This window comes from Paenibacillus foliorum (assembly GCF_013141765.1).
Taxonomy (GTDB): Bacteria; Bacillota; Bacilli; order Paenibacillales; family NBRC-103111; genus Paenibacillus_S; species Paenibacillus_S foliorum.
This window is the reverse complement of record NZ_WHOD01000065.1, coordinates 33,117-54,222: the sequence shown is the minus strand read 5'-3', so window position 1 is coordinate 54,222 and position 21,106 is coordinate 33,117. Positions and strand designations below refer to the sequence as shown.

At 44.4% G+C, this 21,106-nt stretch carries 16 protein-coding genes; 12 read left to right on the top strand and 4 right to left on the bottom strand.

Annotated elements, in window-relative coordinates:
- Window positions 1–26 precede the first annotated feature (26 nt).
- From GC093_RS16705 to GC093_RS16695, 3 genes are read left to right on the top strand one after another with little or no spacing between them, the layout of a single operon-like run.
- On the top strand, window positions 27–782 hold the full coding sequence (locus GC093_RS16705) for a glycerophosphodiester phosphodiesterase (protein ID WP_171653033.1): 756 nt from the start codon (window positions 27–29) through the stop codon (window positions 780–782).
- Window positions 779–1,909, top strand: coding sequence for a hypothetical protein (locus GC093_RS16700; protein WP_171653032.1), 1,131 nt, complete (start codon window positions 779–781; stop codon window positions 1,907–1,909). Before GC093_RS16705 ends, GC093_RS16700 begins: the two co-directional genes overlap by 4 nt.
- Window positions 1,910–1,940: 31 nt before the next feature.
- The gene (locus tag GC093_RS16695) at window positions 1,941–2,654 is read left to right on the top strand and encodes a glycerophosphodiester phosphodiesterase (protein ID WP_171653031.1); all 714 of its coding nucleotides are present in this window, start codon (window positions 1,941–1,943) and stop codon (window positions 2,652–2,654) included.
- A 400-nt stretch (window positions 2,655–3,054) separates the two neighbouring features.
- Here GC093_RS16695 and GC093_RS16690 read toward each other — a convergent pair whose 3' ends face one another.
- The gene (locus GC093_RS16690; RefSeq protein ID WP_171653030.1) at window positions 3,055–3,930 is read right to left on the bottom strand and encodes a TetR/AcrR family transcriptional regulator; all 876 of its coding nucleotides are present in this window, start codon (window positions 3,928–3,930) and stop codon (window positions 3,055–3,057) included.
- 272 nt (window positions 3,931–4,202) lie between these two features.
- On the opposite strand from GC093_RS16690, the gene GC093_RS16685 reads away from it, so the two are divergent.
- The 4 genes from GC093_RS16685 (at window position 4,203) to GC093_RS16670 (ending at window position 11,077) form a co-directional block, all read left to right on the top strand.
- Window positions 4,203–4,703, top strand: coding sequence for a GbsR/MarR family transcriptional regulator (locus GC093_RS16685; RefSeq protein ID WP_171653029.1), 501 nt, complete (start codon window positions 4,203–4,205; stop codon window positions 4,701–4,703).
- A 75-nt stretch (window positions 4,704–4,778) separates the two neighbouring features.
- A complete protein-coding gene (locus GC093_RS16680) occupies window positions 4,779–7,895 on the top strand; it encodes an efflux RND transporter permease subunit (protein WP_171653028.1) in 3,117 nt (1,038 codons plus the stop codon).
- A 46-nt stretch (window positions 7,896–7,941) separates the two neighbouring features.
- Window positions 7,942–9,192 (top strand): efflux RND transporter periplasmic adaptor subunit, encoded by a 1,251-nt coding sequence (locus tag GC093_RS16675; RefSeq protein WP_216624668.1) that lies wholly within the window; start codon window positions 7,942–7,944, stop codon window positions 9,190–9,192.
- A gap of 118 nt (window positions 9,193–9,310) precedes the next feature.
- Window positions 9,311–11,077 carry a hypothetical protein gene (locus GC093_RS16670; RefSeq protein ID WP_171653027.1) on the top strand — a complete coding sequence of 589 codons (1,767 nt, stop codon included), beginning with the start codon at window positions 9,311–9,313 and terminating at the stop codon, window positions 11,075–11,077.
- A 1,079-nt stretch (window positions 11,078–12,156) separates the two neighbouring features.
- Here the strand turns inward: GC093_RS16670 and GC093_RS35500 are convergent.
- From GC093_RS35500 to GC093_RS16660, 3 genes are all read right to left on the bottom strand, one after another.
- Window positions 12,157–12,297: a hypothetical protein gene (locus GC093_RS35500; protein ID WP_216624667.1), complete on the bottom strand. Its 141-nt coding sequence runs from the start codon at window positions 12,295–12,297 to the stop codon at window positions 12,157–12,159.
- Between the two features lie 154 nt (window positions 12,298–12,451).
- Window positions 12,452–13,273: a sugar phosphate isomerase/epimerase family protein gene (locus GC093_RS16665; protein WP_171653026.1), complete on the bottom strand. Its 822-nt coding sequence runs from the start codon at window positions 13,271–13,273 to the stop codon at window positions 12,452–12,454.
- Between the two features lie 15 nt (window positions 13,274–13,288).
- Window positions 13,289–14,494 carry a Gfo/Idh/MocA family protein gene (locus GC093_RS16660; RefSeq protein WP_171653025.1) on the bottom strand — a complete coding sequence of 402 codons (1,206 nt, stop codon included), beginning with the start codon at window positions 14,492–14,494 and terminating at the stop codon, window positions 13,289–13,291.
- 151 nt (window positions 14,495–14,645) lie between these two features.
- On the opposite strand from GC093_RS16660, the gene GC093_RS16655 reads away from it, so the two are divergent.
- The 5 genes from GC093_RS16655 (at window position 14,646) to GC093_RS16635 (ending at window position 20,982) form a co-directional block, all read left to right on the top strand.
- Window positions 14,646–15,494: an AraC family transcriptional regulator gene (locus GC093_RS16655; protein WP_171653024.1), complete on the top strand. Its 849-nt coding sequence runs from the start codon at window positions 14,646–14,648 to the stop codon at window positions 15,492–15,494.
- Between the two features lie 132 nt (window positions 15,495–15,626).
- Entirely contained in the window at window positions 15,627–18,161 is a 2,535-nt protein-coding gene (locus tag GC093_RS16650; protein WP_171653023.1) for a CBM96 family carbohydrate-binding protein, read from the top strand.
- A gap of 215 nt (window positions 18,162–18,376) precedes the next feature.
- On the top strand, window positions 18,377–19,198 hold the full coding sequence (locus GC093_RS16645) for a DeoR/GlpR family DNA-binding transcription regulator (protein WP_246314611.1): 822 nt from the start codon (window positions 18,377–18,379) through the stop codon (window positions 19,196–19,198).
- A complete protein-coding gene (locus GC093_RS16640; RefSeq protein ID WP_171653022.1) occupies window positions 19,195–20,046 on the top strand; it encodes a DMT family transporter in 852 nt (283 codons plus the stop codon). Before GC093_RS16645 ends, GC093_RS16640 begins: the two co-directional genes overlap by 4 nt.
- 120 nt (window positions 20,047–20,166) lie before the next feature.
- Window positions 20,167–20,982, top strand: coding sequence for an alkaline phosphatase family protein (locus tag GC093_RS16635; protein ID WP_171653021.1), 816 nt, complete (start codon window positions 20,167–20,169; stop codon window positions 20,980–20,982).
- Window positions 20,983–21,106 lie beyond the last annotated feature (124 nt).

Below are 21,106 nucleotides of genomic sequence, written 5' to 3'. Positions count from 1 at the left end.
ACAAGCATAAGAAGGGATGATTCGTAATGGGAACAAATCAAACTTTAGTCATTGCTCATAGGGGGGCCAAAGGCGAGGCGCCGGAAAATACATTAGGAGCTTTTCGGCTTGGGCTGGAGCAAGGCTGTGACGCTATTGAATTGGATATCCATTTAACCAAGGATGATGAAATCATCGTTATCCATGATTCTACTCTGGATAGAACAACAGATATGACAGGCTCCATCTATGATATGACGCTGGAGGAAATCAAGAAAGCTGATGCGGGCCGGTGGTTCAACGAGAAGTATGAGGGTGAACGGATACCGACGTTAGAAGAGGTTTTTGATCTTGTTCCTGCAGATGTGATGATTAATGTGGAAATTAAACATTCCACTCAAGGCATACTGGAACCGCTATTGCTTGAATTGATGAAGAGAAAGGACCGTATGCATAATGTGGTTGTCTCCGCATTTGATTATAGAAATTTGCTTTGTCTCAAGCAATTGGCGCCGGAAACGAAGGTTGGCTTGCTCTACGATGTCAATAATGGAAGCAATTCGGCTTTAATAGATAGCTTCGAAGCTGCAGTATATTCACTCCATCCGAATTATAAGGGAATTGATAAAGAGAAAGTATCCGATGCCATTGCTCTTGGATTACAGGTTTACCCTTGGACAATAAACGATGAAAGCGACATGGCTCAAGCTATTGATTATGGAGTATCAGGGATCATCACGGATTATCCGGGCAGACTGCGGGATTTATTGCAGTTAGCAATTCGGACGGGTGTGGCGGAATGAAGTCATCCTTACTGATGTCGGGGCTGATTTGTACGGTTCTCTTAGCTGCATCCGGCTGCCAAAAACAGCCAGCAGCGGTGGAGGTTAAACCGGATTCAGCAGCGGCTGCTGAATCCAATGCTGTAGTACAGAAGGAAAAGCCAGCAGTGGCTACAACGGGCATTACTCAGGAAGAGGCGGGAATCAAATACCGCGTTGATATGCCGGGGATAAAACCTTTCCTTCAGAAAGCCAAGCCAGGTCCTATTGTTCCGGCGTTATTGCAAAATGCGGTTCCACAGGGCTTGGCTTACATAGAGGATAAAAAGTGGATGCTGGTTTCCCATTACAGGGAGGATGGCAAGCCAAGTCTCTTGTCTGTCATTGATGCTTCTTCAGGTAAAATGGTGAAGGCTATCGAGCTTTACAAAAATTCTAGCACCCCCTATACTGGTCATGCAGGCGGAATTACAGCAAGTAAAAAGCACATCTGGATTTCTTCGGACCAGGATGTTTATTATTTGAATTTCGAAGATATTGTCAAAGCTGAGAATGGTGGTAAGCTCGCTTTTGCCGGTTCTGTGCAAAGTGAGACACGTGCCTCATTTACTGCTTATGAGGACGGGATTCTGTGGATCGGCGAATTTGCTCACGGAACCGAATACCCGACGGATAAGTCCCATTATATAACCAATAGGGATGACGAGCAGCATAAGGCATGGGCAGAAGGCTACAGACTTAACCCGGAGACGGATCTTCCGATGGTGAAGCCGGAGCAGGGTCAAGGCTCGGCTGCCCCGGATTATATTTTATCGCTGCCAGACCGTATTCAGGGAATGAGTGTGGCAAAGGACCATATTTGGCTGAGCCAGTCTTACGGTAGGAAAAATGCGAGCACGCTGTATCGATTTAAAAACATTCTGGCTGAGAAGCCTCATTCCAAAGCTTCTGTAAGATCGACTGAGGTTCCTATATGGTTTTTGGACAGCAAGAATCGAGTAGACCAAATGGAGCTGCCGCCTATGTCAGAAGGAATATTCGAGTCGGCTGGTCAATTACATATTTTGTTTGAATCCGGAGCGACCAAATACAAGACTTCATCAAGCTACGCATTGGACCGTATACAAATATTGCCTTTAAACGAATAGCAGCTTAATTGAAATGGGAGGAGAGACAGAAATGATTCTAGGATTAGCACATAGAGGCTACCCCAAGAAATACCCGGAGAACACGATACCTTCCTTTCAAGCAGCCATCGATTTGTCCATCAGTCACTTGGAGCTGGATGTGCAATTGACCCAAGATGGAGTTCCGGTAGTTATCCATGATCCAACCGTGAATCGTACTACAAACGGTCAAGGTCGAGTTATTGATTTTACGTTTGATGAGTTGCGTAAATTAGATGCAGGGGGAGGTTCGCCGATCCCGACATTGGAGGAAGTACTGAAGCTTGCTAAAGGGCAGGCATTGGTGGACATTGAATTAAAGCAAAGCGGCAATCTGTATCCTGGATTGGAAGAAAAGGTTCTTGAAGTCATTCGTTCCTGCGACGTTCTGGATCAAGTATTTGTAACATCCTTCGATCATTATTCGATCATTAGAATGAGGGAGCTCTCGGATGAGATCGAGCTCGGATTGGTTATCTATGGAGCGACTCCTTCGGTGTTCCCGCTTGCCGAGCAGATCAGAGCGTGCTACGTGTCGGTCAAATACATCTATTTAACCGATGATTTTGTGCGTCGCTGCGAGGAGCAGGGCATACAGTTGATCGCATGGACGATCGATAATGAAGAAGAGATGCGTGAATTGCGGAGCAGATACCCGAACGTATGGGTGTGTACGAATCAGTTGGAATTATGGAAGCAGTGTGTGGAGCAAGGGCAGCAGCTATAGATACCCATTCAGTTGTCCAGAATGGACGGCAAAGTTGGATATCCTGTAAAGGGTAAGTCTACTACTCTACTTACTTACGTCAGTGTCTAAGCTCTGCTGTACTCCATGATGAAAGAAAGCTGTAGCATACATACATATACGGATGCGGTGCAACGGCTATTAGGGAGTTGTACGGAACTGAGAGTTCCGTTATTCCATCTGTCGTTTCCAATTTAAGGCGATAGCGGAAGTCAGATTTCCGTTATTTAGGAAAATATGAGAACTAATACACAAAAACAGAGAGATAACGGAACTAGTAATTCCGTTATCTCTCTGTTTTTTGTGTTTTTCAGTCAATAGAGGAACAAGGACTTCCGCTATTGTCCTCCATTTCAGTTTTAAGTTGAATAGTTGATTAAGATTATCTAATGTCACTGAACAATATCGTTAGCTTTTCGATTATGCTCGGGTCTCCATTTGCTAAGGAAACTAAATAATTGTACATACCTTTAATAATGATTTCATTGGGCTGCTCTTTGTGGACCTCTTGAATAATGGCATCCAAGGATTGGAGCATCGCTTCGGCAGATTTTGAAGGATCAGTCTGATGAGCTTCAATCCAGTCCCTTACCGAATGAGCTTTTTGTAGCCAGGTTTCTTTAGTGAACGCTGGGGCAGGGTCGGGGCACATAAGAGCCGCATATAAAATTGGTGCCGTTGGCTTAGCCATAATTCCTTGAGCGATATCATCCAGTCGGTTCATTAAATATTCGGAAAACCGGTTAATGTCAATGGGATGAGCGTAAACAATATGGTAGAAGAAATATTCCTTCAGCATACCGCTTAACATACTGGCACAATCAAATGAATGAGCCTCTATACCCGGACCATAGTGCTCCAGTATTCGTTCTTCCTTCCATTTAACGGTTTGCATGCCATGCTCAATCATCATTTCCTTGACCGTGTTGTTCATAAAAGCAATTCCTTTTAGATGAAGCGAAAGGAAGTCCTGATCACTCATAATATACTGGCATTGGAATTCGATAGCCTTAATCAGTTTATCTCGTGGTGTATATTGACAATTTGTTTGGATCTCGTTCAAATGATTGCTGAGACCATCCATATAATGACGGAATATAGCAATGAGGAGTTCTTCCTTGGAATGAAAGTGCAAGTAGAAAGCGCCTTTGGATACTCCGGCCAAGCTAACGATATCCTGAACGGATGTGGTGTGATAGTCCCGGTCACCGAAGAGCTTGATTGCGGCTTGCATAATCTGCAGTTTTCTGTCATTCATGCCGGCACACACCTCATCATTTCTCCATTCATGATATCGAATGGTAGTAGTAAAGCCATTGTATACTTGGATTTAGATTATGTCAAACATGTGACCGACTGGTCAAATTTAATTAATTGGTCGTATTATGGAAAAAAACAGGTTGATTTGAAAGTGGGTTTTGAATTATATTATTTAAGGAATGACCAGTCAGTCAAAACGTTTGTGTTAAATGATTAGCATGATTCTTAATGATGGGAATGAAACTAACGGGAGGAGAAACCCAAGCGCCTATGTCTAACACCATTGAAGAATTGAAGCTGAATATTAGCAACTTTATGTCCCTTTACTTAGAACATGAAGGCTTTAGTCCGCTCGTCGGTAAGATGTATACATTACTGCTCTTTTCGTCAGAGCCCATATGCCTACAGCAGATGGCAGATGAGCTATCTGTTTCTAAGGCGGCTATAAGCGTTCAAATCCGAACTATGGAGCTAAAGAATCTGTGTCACAAGGTTCCGATCCAGAATGACAGGAAAGATTATTATTACATAACGGATGACTTTGGAGTCAATATCGTTCGTAATGAAATAGGAAAATTTAACTCTGTAAAACAAGCTGTAGATGGAGCATTGGCTGGATTTCCGGAACATTTCAATGTGAAATCAGAGGATAAGGTAGGCTGTCACGTCATTAAACAAAGATTCAAAGAAATGTCTATGTTATGTGAAATGTACATTTCACGTATGAGTGATCTGAATGAGGAATGGCAGCTGAGAAGACAGCTACCGTAAATGTTACTGAACCTAATATTCATAGACTACATATTTACAGTTGGGTTTGATGTAATTTGATGGAGGAGTAGAGAGATGAACAAATTTACTGATTTTTCTTTGAAAAATGTCGCAGCGATCATCATTATAAGCCTCATATTATTCGTTGCCGGCACCTTCTCCGCTACGACACTGAAACAGGAGAGTATGCCTGATATTTCTTTGCCTGTCGTATTTGTTAGTACGGTGTATCCTGCCCCTCCTAAGGATGTTATGGAAAATGTGACCAAGGTTCTTGAGAAGCGGATTGTTGGGATTGAGGGAATGAAGAAGGTATCTTCTACTTCCAATGACAATTTCTCAGCTATTACTGTTGAATTGGTGAATGGTCGCAGTCCTGATGATGCAAAGCGAGACATCGAAAGTGCCATTAAAGATATTAAGCTTCCTGTCGGTGCAAGCGAACCTAAGGTTTCCAAGTTCGGAAGCAGTGATTTCCCGGTTTACTTTGCCGCAGTTCATGGCAAAAACAACATGAACCAAGAAGAGCTTAATCGTATTTATGAGGATGTTATTGAGCCTACGTTAAGCGCAATGGATGGAATCGATCACGTGGATTCGGTTGGACAGCAAGAAGCAACGTTGAAGCTGAAGCTGAATATTAACGCGATCAACAACTATGGTTTGACTCCCGCTCTCGTATCGCAAAACATCCAAACTGCTCTGGCGACAAGCCCAGCAGGGAAGGTTGATTTTAGCGGCAGCTCACAATCGGTTCGAATCGAGAGCGATTTGAACACAATCTATGGCTTGGAGAACATGAAAATTTCCTCACCCAAAGGGGATACCGTACTGTTGAAGGATATCTCCAAGGTCGAAGCCATTTCGGACTCCAAGTATATTGCCCGACTTGACAGCAGTCCAGCGATCGGTCTGACTTTATTTAAAGGGAAAGATGCCAACACAGTAGAGTTCGCTGATGAAGTTGACCAATTATTTGCCGGATGGACGAAGGAGTATCCAAACTTACAATTTACACCGGTATATAATGCGGCTAATGATGTTAAAAAATCAATCAACGGCATGCTAAAGGAAGGTATTCTGGGGGCTATCCTAGCTTCCGTAATGATACTATTGTTCCTAAAAAATGTACGTATGACGATAATCGTATTGGTTTCCATTCCATTGTCGATCCTAACCACACTATGTGTTATGGCTTCTCTGGATATTACCCTAAACGTAATGACATTAGGTGGATTGACGATAGCCGTCGGCCGGGTCGTTGATGACTCCATTGTTGTTATTGAGAATATTTACAGCGAGCTGCAGCAAGCGCGTGATCGCAATGAGTCCGTTATTAAGCTGGCGACCTCACGGGTAGCTTCAGCTATAACATCCTCTACTCTTACGACTGCTGGTGTATTTTTACCGATAGCATTTGTCGGTGGTGTTCTAGGCGATATTTTCCGGCCTTTTGCTATTACACTTGTTGTCGCGCTATTGTCTTCTTTAATTATAGCTTTGACAGTGATTCCAATGCTCGCCATGCTGCTAGTTCTTAACAATAATAATATCAAGCACCATGATGAAGAGCATGTGGGCAAGTTCACTGCCAAATACAAGTCCGTCTTGAGCTGGTCATTAAATAACCCGAAGAAGACGGTTTTGATTGCATTTCTTGCGTTTGTCCTTTCGATTGGAGGAACGGTTCCTTTCCTTCCATTCGCCTTTATGCCTGACAGTGAATCCAACAAGCAGGTGCAGTACACCTTGAAGCTTCCTCAGGAAACTTCTATAGATTCAATGGATTTGAAAGTTAAAGAAATTGAGGCGCTACTAAAGGAAGCGAAGGATTCTACGGGTCAACCGGCCTTTGATTATTTTGAGTCAATGGTAGGCTATGATATGCAGAGCACAAGCGGGGAACGGGTTGCTTATCGTGCAAGTATTATTGCTTCTGTTTCCAAAGCATCTGACGCCAAAAAGATGGCTGCCGAATACAAGGAAATTATGCTGGGTATGGTTCCCAAAGGATCGGAAGTTGAAGGGGCGCTGCTGGCAGGTAATATGGGCGGCTCGTCGGCGGATTTTTCCTATCTGCTTAAGGGAGAAGACTTGAATCAGCTAATTGCCGGAGCTGAACTTATTAAACAGAAGATGAAGGAATTTCCGGAGCTTGAAGATGTTAAAGACAGCTTGAGCGAAAAGAAAACTCAGGTCGTGGTTAGTGTGGATCAGAATAAAGCTCGTGTCTATGGGCTGTCTTCCGCACAAATTACAGATACCGTTCGGATGTGGCTAGCAGAAGCATCGATTGGTGACATAAAGTTCGATAATGTAACCTTTGCTACGCAAGTTATGGTAGACGATGATTTCAAAAATTCCATGGATAAGCTTGGACGGATTACGATGACAACTTCCACAGGCGTAGTGGTAGCTTTGAATGATATCGCAAAAGTCCGGCAAGTTGAGGCTCCAGCAGCTATTACTCGTGAAATGCAGGAGCAATACGTTAAAATTACAGCAAAAATCGAAAGTAAAGATAAAGGCGGTACGAGTACGAAAGTAACAGAAGCCTTAAAGTCGGTCGAGCTTCCAGGTGGTATTCGTACGCAAGTGCAAGGTGTTAATGAAGACATTCAGGAAAGCTTCGGTCAAATGGCAGTAGCAATGGGTGCTGCGATCTTTCTCGTCTTCTTGATCTTGGTTATCGCATTCGGGAATGCGAGTGCGCCATTCGTTATTTTATTCTCCTTACCGCTTGCCGCAATTGGCGGATTTCTCGGATTATTGGTCGCAGGAGAATCGATTAATATTACCTCTCTAATTGGATTTTTGATGCTGATCGGGGTTGTGGTAACGAATGCTATTGTATTAATCGATCGGGTGCAGCAGCTGCGCAGTGATGGTCTGGATATGCGCGATGCCGTGGTTAAAGCTGGTTTAACAAGACTGCGTCCTATTATAATGACGGCGGGAGCTACAATCTTGTCTTTATTGCCTCTGGGGCTTGGGTTCTCGGAAGGTTCTCTAATTTCCAAAGGCTTGGCCGTTGTTGTTATAGGCGGCTTGGTTACATCAACCTTGCTTACACTAGTTGTAGTGCCTGTTATTTACGAAATTATCGATAGAATGAAGTCCCGAATTTCCCGGCTAGTCAATAAAAAGGGAAAACGTGTAGCGGCCGCTAAAGCTGCAAGTACCTTGCATTAAGTTGGGTCAGTAGATTAGAAAGATACGTAAAAAGGAGAAACGTCCAATGAAACCAGAAAATGCGAACAAGGTTCACAGAGGTGCGAAGATTATGGGCGCAATCGTTCTCAGCACGGCCCTTATTGCAGGCTGCTCGGCTGCACCTAAAGCTCAGCCTGCTCAAGCAGACGAGGTACAGATCAAGCAGGTTAAGGCTTCTAAAATTGAGAAGAAAAAGATTAGCGAGCCATTGGAGCAGGTGGCTGACATAGCATCGTCCATCCAGCTAGATGTACCTGTAAAGGTTGGCGGAGATGTGATTGAGCTATTGAAGAAACGCGGTGATATGGTAGAGAAAGGTGAAATCATCTTTAGATTGGATCCGACCGATATACTGATTTCCAAAGAAAAAGCGCAAATCAGCATCTCTGGTACAGGGCAGCAGCTGGCTAAAGCGCGTGAAGATTTGGTGAACAGCAAGCTGGACCTACAGAATGGCATCACTAAGCTCGAATCTTCTATTAAGGAAGCGGATAAAAATTACAGCAAGCTGCGCAATGATTATGATCTCGGTTTGGTAACAAAATTTCAATTGGAGCAAGCAGAAACTCAGTTGAATAACCAACGTCTTGATCTTGCAAGCAATCAACAGAAGCTGAAGACGCTGGAGACGACTAACTCCTTATCGCAGCTGGAGCAGGGGCTGCAAACCTCGGAAGTGTCTATTCGCGAAGCAGACCGGACACTTGAGCATATGGAAGTGAAAGCAAGTGTAAGCGGAGTGCTTACTGATCTTCCGGTAGAAGTCGGCATGACGGTAGCGGCAGGCTTCCGTGCAGCGCAGATTCAGCAGCTGGATCCGATAAAAGTTAAAGCCGAGCTTACGGAGGAAGCAGCGAAGCTGGTGCGCGGTAAGCAAGAGCTCTCCTTTTACATCTCGGGTTCTCCGGAGAAGATGAAAGGGAAAGTAAGCTATTTGGCCGATGTAGTAAGCGCCCAGTCTAAATCCTATTCATTGGAGCTGGAAGTGCCGAATGCAGACCGCAAGCTTAGACCGGGTATGAAAGCTCAGGTACTGCTTACCGAAGACCAGGATCAAATTGTAGTTACCGTCCCTACCTTGAGTGTTGTTCGAGAAGGTGGAGAAACCTTCGTGTTTATTTTGACTGGTGATACTGTGGAAAAGCGTAAGGTTGAGCTTGGCCGTCTCAATGAGACTTATCAAGAGGTGCTTAAGGGAGTTAAAGAGGGCGAACAGCTCGTTACTTCAGGACAACATCAATTGAAGGATAAGGAAAAAGTACAGCTTGCACAATAAATGCCTGATAATAGTTTAAATAGAGAGTAGAGTGGGTGCGCTAAGGTGCAGCTGAAGTTGCAATTTGAAATTCAGCTGCACCAATAAGCCCCGCTTGCTTGCAACAGGAGGAAATTAAATGAATAAGAAGTTGACCGTTACTTTAGCAACCCTTGTACTCTCTACATCGATCTTGAGCTACGGCAGTCAAGCCTTTGCTGATGAGGCAATTAGCGTTAGCCCCGTGCAAGCAACGGCAGCGGCCGTAGAGGCTGCAGCAACGGTTTATCCGTTAACTGAAACGTTGAATGTTGAAGTGAAAAGTGTACTGAATGAACGTATATTAGAAGGAACTAGAATAGGCGTAGTTGTAAAAATGGGGAATAACGGAGCTGCAGTAACCCGAGTACCGGAGTATGAGCTTCGCGCTGTAACAAGCGATGGAATTATGTATACTTTACAGCCGAGCGCATCCAATCCGAAGGCAATTCAACCAAAGGCAACGACGGATTTAAGCTATATGGTTGTATTGGACCGAACTGACAAGGTGACATTAAGCGAGGTTAATTGGACAGATGTGGACTATTACGTTTATCCCAAAAAAGAAACGTTGATCACCGCTGTACCGGTTACCATGCAACCATGGAGCGGGATTGATACGCCAATTACCGATCCGACAGCTGTTCGCAAGTGGGCGGACTTCTTCCGAATTCCTTCACTGGTGTCACCCATTCAATATACACCGGTTGATATCCATAAGGAATCTACAGCTCAAGGGAATGTGTTCGTAGTTCAACTGCTTGCCCAAAACCCGTCAGAACAACGGGAGACGATTCCTGAATTCAGGATCGATGGTAAAACAGAGGCTAAAGTTTTCTCAGGTAAAAGAGTAGAAGAAGGTGCTATCGCACTGGATGCTAAGGAAGAAAAGTACATCCATTACGTAATTCCAACGGATCAGGATACAGTGTTATCAAGTCTGAATCTACTGACGACAGAAAGCTTTGCTCAATCGGGAGCAGCTGCTACAAATCTTGTTCAGTATCAAGTGGGCCGGTTGAACATTTTACTGCCAGGAACAGCATCCGCTCAAACCTATCCATCCTATGTACTTGGCAATAATATGAATTTCGATAACCGCAGCGAATTGATTCATCCTGATATGCAGGTGTCGCTGGTTGAATTCCAAATGAGCGACAACGAAGATGAGGGAAGCAAGCAGGTAACAGCCAAATTCAAGCTGTATAACCGTAGTGATCGCCCATTAGCAGTTCCGGTATTTCAATCGGAGTTGGTTAGCTCAGACGGCTATCAATACAGTGGTAAGCGCCAAACGATGACGACTACTTCGGTGCTGCCGAATTCCGGAATTACCGTGAATTACGCTTATGTTCTGCCTTCCACAGAGACAGGTAATGGGTTAGCGTTAAAAATCCAAGATACAACTGGAACTACAGCTAATGGCTCCGCAGCTTTCAAATCAACGATTGCTGCTTACGGAGTTCAGCTTCAAGCACCTGCTGCTGAGGATAAGTTCAGTATTTATCCGTTTGATGTAGCCGTTGAGCATTGGGATATCTCGTATTTGTTCAATACCTCAACTCATCAATATACTTATAAAGGTAAGTTCTTGCTCGATATTCAGCGTCAAAAGGAGACTCAAGTGGATGCTAGCTTCCCGCGTCTTCAATTTGAACTGTATGATGCAACGGGCCGACTTGTAGCGACAGCTGCAAAATCATTGATAGGTCAAGAGCGGTTGGTTTCTGGTGAGAATAATCTCTCCTTTGTCGGGAATTCCGAGCAATTTGATACGCCACTCACCTTAAAGATCTATGAAGTGTTTACGACAGAGAGCGGCGATGCTAAGCGATTGGTGACCGAGTTTAGCAGGCCTTTTAAATAAGCTTAGTAGGATAAAAGCGGCAAAGAGCCTCGAAGGTTTTTAAATGAACAGTAGAGAGATTCTTTGTTCTCCTGCTGCCTCCAAATTAAGTCGATAGCAGATTCAGAATGCCCCGCTATTATGGGGGAATAGAAGCACTATACACATATTCAACATAATCAAAAACAGAGAGATCGTGGAACCAACTGGTTTCGCGATCTCTCTGTTTTTTCTAAAATTTATATGTATTGGGGTGAGTCAAGCTTTTCCTTGTTAAGTTTATGATCTTAAACTCTTAGAGTGGCATCCACTTTATTGTTCTAGCTGCTAACTATTATTTACTAGCCCGAACCTTTTCTTTTGTTCCTCTGATGGGAATGGGGAGGGAAGGGGACGAGAACTGGAAAGGGAACGGGAACGGGAACGGGAACGGGAACGGGGAAGAGGAACCGGGAAAGGAAAGGGAAGGGATGGAAAGGGAACCGGAACGGGGAAGAGGAACGTGGGTACGCTATTTTGCTATGAACACGTGCTCATTCAAGTTGAAGGGAAGTACGATCCTTTATTTCCATCAAAATGTGGCTTTAGGGGAGGTTGGAGACGAAATAGCGCATCGTAGTTCCGAAAAATCATGAATTCGATAGGATACAAGCAAATAGCGAACTGACGTTCTGTATAGCTAAGAGTAGAGTAGAGTAGAGTAGAGTAAGAGTAAGAGTAAGAGTAAGAGTAAGAGTAAGAGTAGAAGTAGAAGTAGAAGTAGAAGTAGAAGTAGAAGTAGGAGTAGGAGTACAGGAGAGATCCTCCAAGCTAGCAACTGTTTGGTGAAAGTTTTAAGTATGTCATCGTCCTCAAGGTAGAAACATTCCATTGAACGCGGAAGATACAAAAAAAGGGTGTTGGATATGAATACTGGATCGAAGAATGGTTAAGAAGTATGGGAGCAACGCAAAGTACTGAGGGAACCGAGGGCATGGGTGTGGGTTGGAGGACGCTCGCGTCCGCCCTAGTTGTCAGCTCTGGTGACTGCTCGGTAATCCAATCTCACTTGAAGTTGGTGCTCCCACTGTTGCAAGCTTACCATTCAAAGGAACACGACTTTAGCAACGGCCGGAATCCCACACGCATCCCAGCCCAAGAAGCAACCCAAGAGTGAAACCAAGAGGTGCCGCACCCACACACGCAGCCCTCCCAAGACCAACCCAAGACAACCCAAGAAGCAGCCCAAAAAGTGGCCCCATACACACACTCGGCCCCGTAAGCAGCCCCAGCCCCTCACGCGCCCTCCCTGCGCGCAAATGAATAAAGACCTAGCGGCGATCTGCTAGGTCTTTATCGACATTAATCTGTTTCTGAGTTTAGGGTAAGCTACGCTCGCCCCTTAGTTGTGCTTTCCTACTCCCAAGCCACACCTGCGTTATCAAGCAGCAGCTTTAAAGCCTGAATGGCTGTGACGACACGCTCTGGATTGCTGGCATCAGGCAAATAGTGAGTCAGATGCGGCTCTACGGAGAGAAAGCCTGAATACCCATTCTGCTTTAACTCATCAATAAGCTCAACCAGCTGTCCATCGCCTAAGCCTGCCGGGACAAATTGGCGTGGTTCGGCTGTTGCATCCTTGACGTGAACATAGTCGATATACGAGGAAACCTTAGGATAAGCCGCAGTCATCGGGATGACCTCGTTCATTATATAGTTACCTGGATCAAAGGCTGTTCGCAGATGCTCCGATTGGCAGTGTTTCAATATCTCAAGGCATCGATCATCCGTATTCCCGTACAAGTTACTGTCGTTCTCTAATAGCAGAATGATCTCTTCTTTGGCCGCAGCCTCCGACAACTCACGCATTCTACGAAGTACTTCCTCACTGTAGTTTTCAACGGGTTCATCTTTTGGCGTCCTAAATGAAAAAATACGAATATATGGCGTTTCGAAAAAATGGGCTGCAGCAATAGCACGTTCCAACGCCTCCAGCTGAGGCGCAAAAGGGTCCGTGATCTCATACTTACCAATAGGTGATCCTATCGATGAAATCCGAAAGCCGCGCTCCTGCAGCTTGACCCTTATCAGCTGCTGATCCTCCACTGTCAGATCCAGCACATTTTTGCCCCAAACGCCCCGAAGCTCCAGATAACGCAATCCTTCTTGCTCCAATACGGACAATTGTTCGTCCAATTCTGGTGAGATTTCATCAGCAAAGCATGTTAGTTTAACCATTCCTAGTCCTCCGTTCTATTTCTTGCTGGTGCTGAATGACTTGGTGAAATCACCGTTTTCCGTTTGAGCTGCTGCATTTGCTTGTGGCTTCACAAACTTGGAGGTACTAATCAAGTCCTTGAGCTTGCTTTCATATTCATCCGTATCGAAGGGAACTGCAACGGTTTGCTTTTTGAAGGAGGACAGCATAATACCATTGGCAAGCGTAAGGGAATTAACACCTTCTGTACCATGAGCAATCAAATCTCCTGACCCGGTCAGTATCCGCTGTACGAACTTCTGAGTTACCACTTTATGTCCTGATGGTGCGTTCGTATTTACCGGTATTTCGGTATACCAATTCTCAAGCTTTTCAAAGCGGTTTGGCGTTTCTTGGCTGTATTTAAGCATCGAAATGCGGTTGCGATAAAAGATGAGCTTCTCATCTTCATAGACTAGCTTGCCGTTTTCTCCGATAATTTCCATTCGGTTAGTGCCTGGGGATTCGGCAGTCGTGACGATTAAATGGCCGATCATTCCGTTAGCATGTTCAAAATATGCGGTAACCTCGTCCTCAACTTCAATATTATGATACTTACCGATATGCGCATGACCCGTAATTTCTTCAGGTAGGCCAAATAAGTATTGATACATATCCAAAGTGTGCGGACACTGATTGGTTAAGATGCCGCCGCCTTCTCCCGCCCAAGTAGCACGCCAATCTCCACCGTCATAATAAGCTTGTGAACGGAACCAGGCTGTATGAATCCATGTGGCTCTAGTAAGCTGTCCCAGCTCTCCGCTGCTTAATATTTCTTTTATTTTCATATAAAAAGGAAGGGTACGCTCTTGAAACATCAAGGCAAACTCAATATTCGGATTGATTTGTTTAGCGGCTTCGTAGGCGTCAATCGTCTGATAAGCATCGTTGAGATGAACGGCCAAAGGTTTTTCACACATAACATGAAGCCCGCGTTGAAACGCATCCACACTAATCGGCGTATGATCATAATGAGGAACTGCAATAATGACGGCTTCGAGGCCGGATTGGTCAAACAGCTCCTGATAAGTGTAGTAAGCGGTTGTGTTAGCCTGGGCTGCAGTTGAATCCGCTTTCACCTTATTCGTGTCACACACACCAACGAGCTCGATATTGTCCATTGTTCGTAAATATTGAACGTGATGGCTTCCGATGCTGCCCAAACCGATCAATCCGACTTTTAGCTTTGCTTGAACGCTCATGTGTATTCCGCCTCCATAATAGTGCTGATTTGATTTTCAATACTTAACAGAATATATTATAATTTATGCTAGTTCCTTGTCTTTTTTGATATAAATATTGTATTAATTGGTTTTATATTGACTGAAGTTAGAGAGGAGCAGGTACCCACTTATGTTCGCCGCCTATTTAGATAATATCGATCAAAACATCAAATATACGCATGTCCAACGTCAAGTATCCAAAATCGATTTTCATCTCCACCGCGGGTGCGAAATTTATTTCTTGCTGAAGGGGGATGTCAAATATTTCGTCGAAAAAACAATCTACCCGCTACAATTCGGGGATTTAATCATTACGAATGAGCACGAGATCCACAAGCCCGCGTTTTCCTCGGATGCGCTATATGAACGAATAGTGATTGAATTTAATCCTGCCATGGCTGCCTTGTTCCAGACCGCTGGTTTCGACCCTCTGGAATGCTTTTATAACCGCGCTAATGGAGAGCAGAACAAGATGTCGTTAACCCAGAAGGAAATTGCAGCGCTAGAGAGCCTTTTTATGAAATATGAATATGTACAAAAAAATCCTTCTGCCGGGTCGGATTTGTTGAAATTCAGTTGTTTTATGGAAATGCTTGTGTTAATCAATCAGATGTTTTTGAATCAAAAGCATTCGGATACCGGAATTAACATGCACCAAAAGCTATCGCCCATATTGGACTATATTGAACAAAATCTAGATCAGGACCTGTCGCTAGATCAGCTGGAAAAAGAGTTTTTTATCAACAAATTTTACTTGATTAAGCTGTTTAAGAAATATACGGGCAGCACAATTCATGAGTATATCATTTACAAACGAATCTCTTTGGCCAAAAAATACCTTTCCCAAGGCAGCAATGTAACGGAGGCGTGTATGAAGTCGGGCTTTAACGATTATTCCAGTTTTTTGAGAATGTTTAAGAAAAGAATTGGAGTAACGCCAAGGGAGTATCTTAAAAGCACGGAAAGTACGGTTTTCTAGAAAATACAATCTTTCCCATAGGGTCATCTAAAAAAAACACCAGCTATCCCTCGATAAAACGCTTACAATGGGCTTGGACGGTACGTGCGTACGTGAAAAGCTTAGCAAAAAAAGAATTGAGGGAGTGGTACTATGAAGTTTATTAGTATTAGAAGGCAGCTGCCTGTTCTGCTGTGCTTTGCTATGGTTATGTCGCTTGTGGCAATGCCCACATTAGGTCAGGCCGAGGCAGTTGAGATGGACGTTGGGTGGGTATTGCCGATAGATGATGCTTTGATTTACAGTAAGGCTCCAGCAGTTAATTATGATACTTGCTCTAATTGCCTGGGCGACGAGAATAATGCGCCAAAACCTAATAACATTGGGCTGTGGAACATCAGTACGTCGGGCTCAGACCAAAAGATTGCTTTTCTAAAATTTGATGTTTCGACTTTAAGTGATAGCTCGTATAAGTACTACCTGCAGGTCGCAGCCAAACAAGGGAGTGCCAAGAAGGATGTAACTTTTAATGTTCTTGGTTATCCGGACAGTGACTGGAGTGAGCAAACGATCACCTGGGAAGCTCCGGCCAAGGATATATCTCAAGCCAGCCTAATCGGGACTTATACCGTTGCTACAGCTGCAGCTGCGCCATATACAGTGGATATTACAGATTATGTAAGAAATCATCTATCTGAGGGAATGGTCACTCTGCTAATAACGGATTCTTCTACGGCAGGGGTAAGCACGGATCTGTATTCGAAAGAAGCTAAAGCTCAGAATAGACCCCAACTGATTGCCAAGCGTATCACTTCTGCTGAGGATGCACCCGCGATATCTAGCAATGATTCTCAGCCTCCAGTTTCCTCCCTTCCTGTGAAAGAGGTTAACGCTAGCAGCAATGACGGCAATGTGGAGAGCAACCTGTTGGATAATAATATGTTCAGCCGCTGGTCTGCTTCCGGTGATGGACAATTCGTAGACTTTGACCTGGGGGAAACCAAGCGGGTGGGTTATCTTGGAATCGCTTTTTATAAAGGAAATGAACGGACTACGGCTATTGATATCCAAACCTCGCTTGACGCTGTGACATGGACGAATCAGTTCAGCGGCAACAGCAGTGGTGCTAACGGCAATATGGAAGCATTCGATATCCTGGACACCGATGCCAGGTTTGTAAGGATTGTCGGACACGGGAATTCGATCAATACGTTTACCAGTATTACGGATGTGATGATTTATGAGCCTTATGCTTCTGGAGATACGCCGGTGGCTACTGTGCCTAATATTGTTCCTTTGGCGCCAGAGGGCACGCTGCCATTCACTAAGCCGGGTTTAACAAACCCTGATGGCACGGCACATGCTGTTCACACTCCAAATCCTGTAACAGGTCGAACCATTAATGTGACCAGCTTCGGGGCCGATCCGGCAGATAACAATAAAGATGATCGCATAGCGATTCAAAATGCTATTAATGCAGCTCAAGCGGGAGATGAAGTTTATTTACCGAATGGTGTGTATAATCTGTTATCGTCTCCAGACGGTTTTGTAAATCTCAAGCTAAAAACGGGTGTCAATTTCCGCGGTGAAAGCCAAGCAGGCACTATACTGAAATCATCCATTGATGATATTAAGAACAGCTCGGTTGTTAAGTCGTCGAGTCAACATGATATTTTAGTATCCAATATGACAGTCAGCTCTACCTGGGACCGGACTTTTACAACTGAGCATAGCACCAACAATCCCGAAGCCGGGGGTCCAGATAATGGAATTACTGTAGCTAACACAGGTGAGACTCCTTCGTATAACGTAACAGTCGATCATGTAACCGTTGAAAGGTTCAGACGGATCGGAGTTCGTATTGAAAATAGTCACGATGTTGTGGTACGCTATGCCACATTCCGCAATGCTACAGATTTGGGTGGCGGGGGTGCAGGCTATGGCACATCCATTCAAGGTATGCCCAAAGTCGACCGTCTAGGCTTCGCCAATGACACCTATTGGAATCTCGTTGAACATTCCAGCTTTGAAGGACCTTATCTTCGCCATGGATCTTTGATTCAGAATGTGGCCCATAACAATGTACTGCGTATGAATAAGTATATTCAGACGAAGCTCGATTCCATTGATCTGCACGGAGAGTTGGAATATTTGAATGAAGTTTATGGAAATGAAATTACTAATATTTTGACCGGCGGGGGCATCGGACTTGGCAATACTGGTGGTACGGCGCCTAGTAATCACAGTAAATCCGGCCCTTTCAACTACATTCACGACAATGTAATCAGCAACTCACGCGAGGGCATTATTGTGACTATGGGAACGCCAGATACGATTATTGAGAATAACATCATCGAGAACTCCACGACTATCAACAATGGAGTTGGCATCAATATTTTAAATGGTCCAAGGACAATCATACGGAACAATACGATACGGAACAATACGGCTCCTAATTATTGGGGGATCATGCTGGAGCATGACTCTGGTGATAAGAACGCCAAAAATATTGGCCAAGGTGACCCCGATAAGGTAGAAATATGGAACAATATGATCATTGGAAATACGAACGGGATCCTATTGGAAAGCGGGACGAATATTACCGTTCAAGATAATTTGCTGGACAATTTGGAGACGAATTATTCTGTAACAGAGGGTGTTACTGTAACGGAGGATGTTACGGAATAGATTAACCCGACTAATCCCAAGAACAGCGATGCCGATTATCCTTGATAAGCAGGAAATTATAAATACTGGATTTATCTTAAAGAGGTACATGCTAACCGCATGTATCTTTTTTTGAACATTTTTTTCATAAATTCGATTGAATTTGAATAACTATTGATTGAAATGATCGTTATGATGTTTTAGAATGAGGGGGAAGTTGTTGAAGCAATCGAGTTATGAAAGGAAAGTGGCTGTCCATGAACCAAGATTTAGGTTTATCTAAAGGTGAGAAGCGCCGGCAAAATATAATCAACGCGCTCAAACTGCGAGGTAAAATATCCATACAGGAAATTGTTCAATTATTCGATTGCTCGGAAGCTACGGTTCGTCGTGACCTTGATCTTTTGGAGAAAAAAGGGGCGCTTATCCGTAATTTGGGCGGGGCGGTATTGGATCAGCAATCGATAGTAAAAGAGCAGTCCTTTCAAGAGAAAAAGGAGCTGCTATGGTTCGAAAAGGAGGCAGTTGCACAAGAGGCTGCATCCCTTGTTGAAGAAGGCGATAGTATAGGCTTGACCGGAGGTACGACAACCTTTTTGATTGCACGGGCCCTTAAAAAGCATGAAGGAATAACGGTTGTTACGAACGCCGTCAATATTGCTATGGAGCTTGCAGACAGTGATGGGGTGCAGGTGCTTTTAACCGGGGGAGTGATGCGGAGAAAAAGCTACGAGCTTTGTGGACCCTTAGCGGAAAAAATGCTGGAAGGCATCAACATTAACAAAATGTTCATGGGAATCGACGGGATAGCTGCGGAACAGGGTGTGACCACGTACTCCGAGTTGGAGGCGGAAATTGCCAGATTAATGATTAAGCGCTCTTTACAAACTTATGCCGTATTTGATTATACGAAGCTGGGCAGAACCTCCTTATTTCCTATTGCTCCATTGTCTTCACTTCATGGCTGCATTACTAATGCGGGGGCAGATCATCCACTGATGGATCAAATGCGTGAGCAGGGAATGGAGCTTCATTTGACCAAGGGAGGACCGGAATGATAGAGATAGCGATATTGCTTGTGCTAGGCTCCGGTTTGCTTCACTCTGTCTGGAATTTGTTTACCAAGAAAAGCTTAAATAAAAATGTGTTTTTATGGACCATTCATTTGTTTTCATCAGCCCTGCTGCTGCCTTATTTGTGGACTGAGTTTGATCGTCATCCGTTAGAACCTGAAGGATATACCTTGCTGGGTATCTCCTTTATGTTTCAGATTGGTTACATATTTCTGCTGTCCAAAGCGTATCAGTACGGAGAGATGTCGCAGGTATATCCGATGATGAGAGGGCTGGGAGCTCTGCTTGTGCCTGTTTGCAGCGTACTACTGTTTCAGGAATCACTATCGGCTATAGGCTGGTTCGGGCTCGGATTAATTGTACTCGGATTATTTACGATAGCCTTTTACCGTATGGATCCTAAGAATATGCCTGTTAAAGCGATTACAGCGGCGGTAGGTGTAGGAGTATGCATTACCGGTTACACATTGACGGACAAAACGATTATGGAGCAGGGACATATGACTCCGCTTGCACTGCTCGAGATATCGAATCTTTCTTATGTAATTGCTTTGTTGATTCCAGCACTCACCTCGCGGCAAATCAAACAGGAGTGGGTTCGCAACTGGAAGCTAATTTTGGCTGGAACTTTTTGCTCTCCAGGCTCTTACTTCCTCTTTCTTTTATCTATGAACATAGCGCCATTATCACATATTTCTCCAATTCGTGAGATTGGTACGGTATTTGGTACCCTGTTTGGAATCTGGCTGCTTAAAGAGCAACAGGGATTCATGCGTGTTACGATGTCTGCGTGCATTGCATTGGGAATCATATCGATAGGAATATGGGGGTAGCGGATTATTAGCTGAAGCGGTTGGAAGTGGCGCATGGATACTTAAGTAAAGCTATGATGTATGCGCTTTCAAATATAGAAAAATGTATTCAATAAAAATATTGAAATGAGGCTGATTAACATGGGAGAGGTAAACCGGGTAATTGTGATTGGTTGGGATGGTGCAGGGAGCTTTGTGCAAAGTTCGGAGACACCGCAGCTGGATGCTTTTTTTCGTAGGGGGGCAAGTTCATTGACAACACAAGCTGTAATGCCAACCATCAGTGCTCAGTGCTGGGGTTCGATGTTCTATGGGGTTACACCGGATAAGCATCAGCTTGATAATACTCGTGCGGAAAAAGAGCGATTCCCTGACGGTTCGCCTTACACATCCGTATTTAAACTAGCTCGTCAGCAATGGCCGGATGCCAAGCTCGCATCGTTTAGCAGCTGGGAGCCGATTAATTATGGAATCATTGAGACCTCGGCAGGGGTTCATACCGTCTCAATGCCGGATGCGGAGCTGGCTGCTGCGGCAGGTGCGTACATTCAGCTGAATCCGGATGTTAAGCTTATGTTTGTTCATTTCGATCTGCCGGATGCAGGCGGGCATCGGCACGGCTACAACACGCCCGGACAATGGGAAGTGATTGCACAAACGGATCGGCATGTTGCAATTATCATGCAAGCCATTGAAGAAGCGGGGCTGCTTCAGGACAGCCTGATCATCCAGCTTACGGATCATGGTGGGGGCGGTGCGGCGCCAACTGATCACGGCAGCGATCACCCGCTTGACCTCACTATATTCTGGAGCTGTGCAGGTCCGGGCATTGAGCCGGGTTCCGAGGTTCCTGCTGAACTCGGTTTAATAGATACAGCCGCCGTCATCGCACATGCTCTTGGGTTGATGCCTTCTGATTCCTGGGATGCCAAGCTTCCGTTAGGCTTGTTTAAGTAATTATTAGATTTAATTAACGTTATTTCAATAATAAAGATTGAAATAATCAAAATAATGATTGAAATAATCATTTAATCGCGATATTATAAGTTTGACAAAGAGTTTAACAATCATTTTTGTGGAG

Excerpts from the sequence above, each read along its gene's own strand:
- GC093_RS16675 (WP_216624668.1), top strand. The coding sequence starts at position 7,942 with ATGAAACCAGAAAATGCGAACAAGGTTCACAGAGGTGCGAAGATTATG.
- GC093_RS16650 (WP_171653023.1), top strand. The coding sequence starts at position 15,627 with ATGAAGTTTATTAGTATTAGAAGGCAGCTGCCTGTTCTGCTGTGCTTT.
- GC093_RS16660 (WP_171653025.1), bottom strand. The coding sequence starts at position 14,494 with ATGAGCGTTCAAGCAAAGCTAAAAGTCGGATTGATCGGTTTGGGCAGC.
- GC093_RS16670 (WP_171653027.1), top strand. The coding sequence starts at position 9,311 with ATGAATAAGAAGTTGACCGTTACTTTAGCAACCCTTGTACTCTCTACA.
- GC093_RS16640 (WP_171653022.1), top strand. The coding sequence starts at position 19,195 with ATGATAGAGATAGCGATATTGCTTGTGCTAGGCTCCGGTTTGCTTCAC.
- GC093_RS16635 (WP_171653021.1), top strand. The coding sequence starts at position 20,167 with ATGGGAGAGGTAAACCGGGTAATTGTGATTGGTTGGGATGGTGCAGGG.
- GC093_RS16665 (WP_171653026.1), bottom strand. The coding sequence starts at position 13,273 with ATGGTTAAACTAACATGCTTTGCTGATGAAATCTCACCAGAATTGGAC.
- GC093_RS16685 (WP_171653029.1), top strand. The coding sequence starts at position 4,203 with ATGTCTAACACCATTGAAGAATTGAAGCTGAATATTAGCAACTTTATG.
- GC093_RS16655 (WP_171653024.1), top strand. The coding sequence starts at position 14,646 with ATGTTCGCCGCCTATTTAGATAATATCGATCAAAACATCAAATATACG.
- GC093_RS16690 (WP_171653030.1), bottom strand. The coding sequence starts at position 3,930 with ATGAATGACAGAAAACTGCAGATTATGCAAGCCGCAATCAAGCTCTTC.
- GC093_RS16680 (WP_171653028.1), top strand. The coding sequence starts at position 4,779 with ATGAACAAATTTACTGATTTTTCTTTGAAAAATGTCGCAGCGATCATC.
- GC093_RS16695 (WP_171653031.1), top strand. The coding sequence starts at position 1,941 with ATGATTCTAGGATTAGCACATAGAGGCTACCCCAAGAAATACCCGGAG.
- GC093_RS16700 (WP_171653032.1), top strand. The coding sequence starts at position 779 with ATGAAGTCATCCTTACTGATGTCGGGGCTGATTTGTACGGTTCTCTTA.
- GC093_RS16645 (WP_246314611.1), top strand. The coding sequence starts at position 18,377 with ATGAAAGGAAAGTGGCTGTCCATGAACCAAGATTTAGGTTTATCTAAA.
- GC093_RS16705 (WP_171653033.1), top strand. The coding sequence starts at position 27 with ATGGGAACAAATCAAACTTTAGTCATTGCTCATAGGGGGGCCAAAGGC.
- GC093_RS35500 (WP_216624667.1), bottom strand. The coding sequence starts at position 12,297 with ATGGGGCCACTTTTTGGGCTGCTTCTTGGGTTGTCTTGGGTTGGTCTT.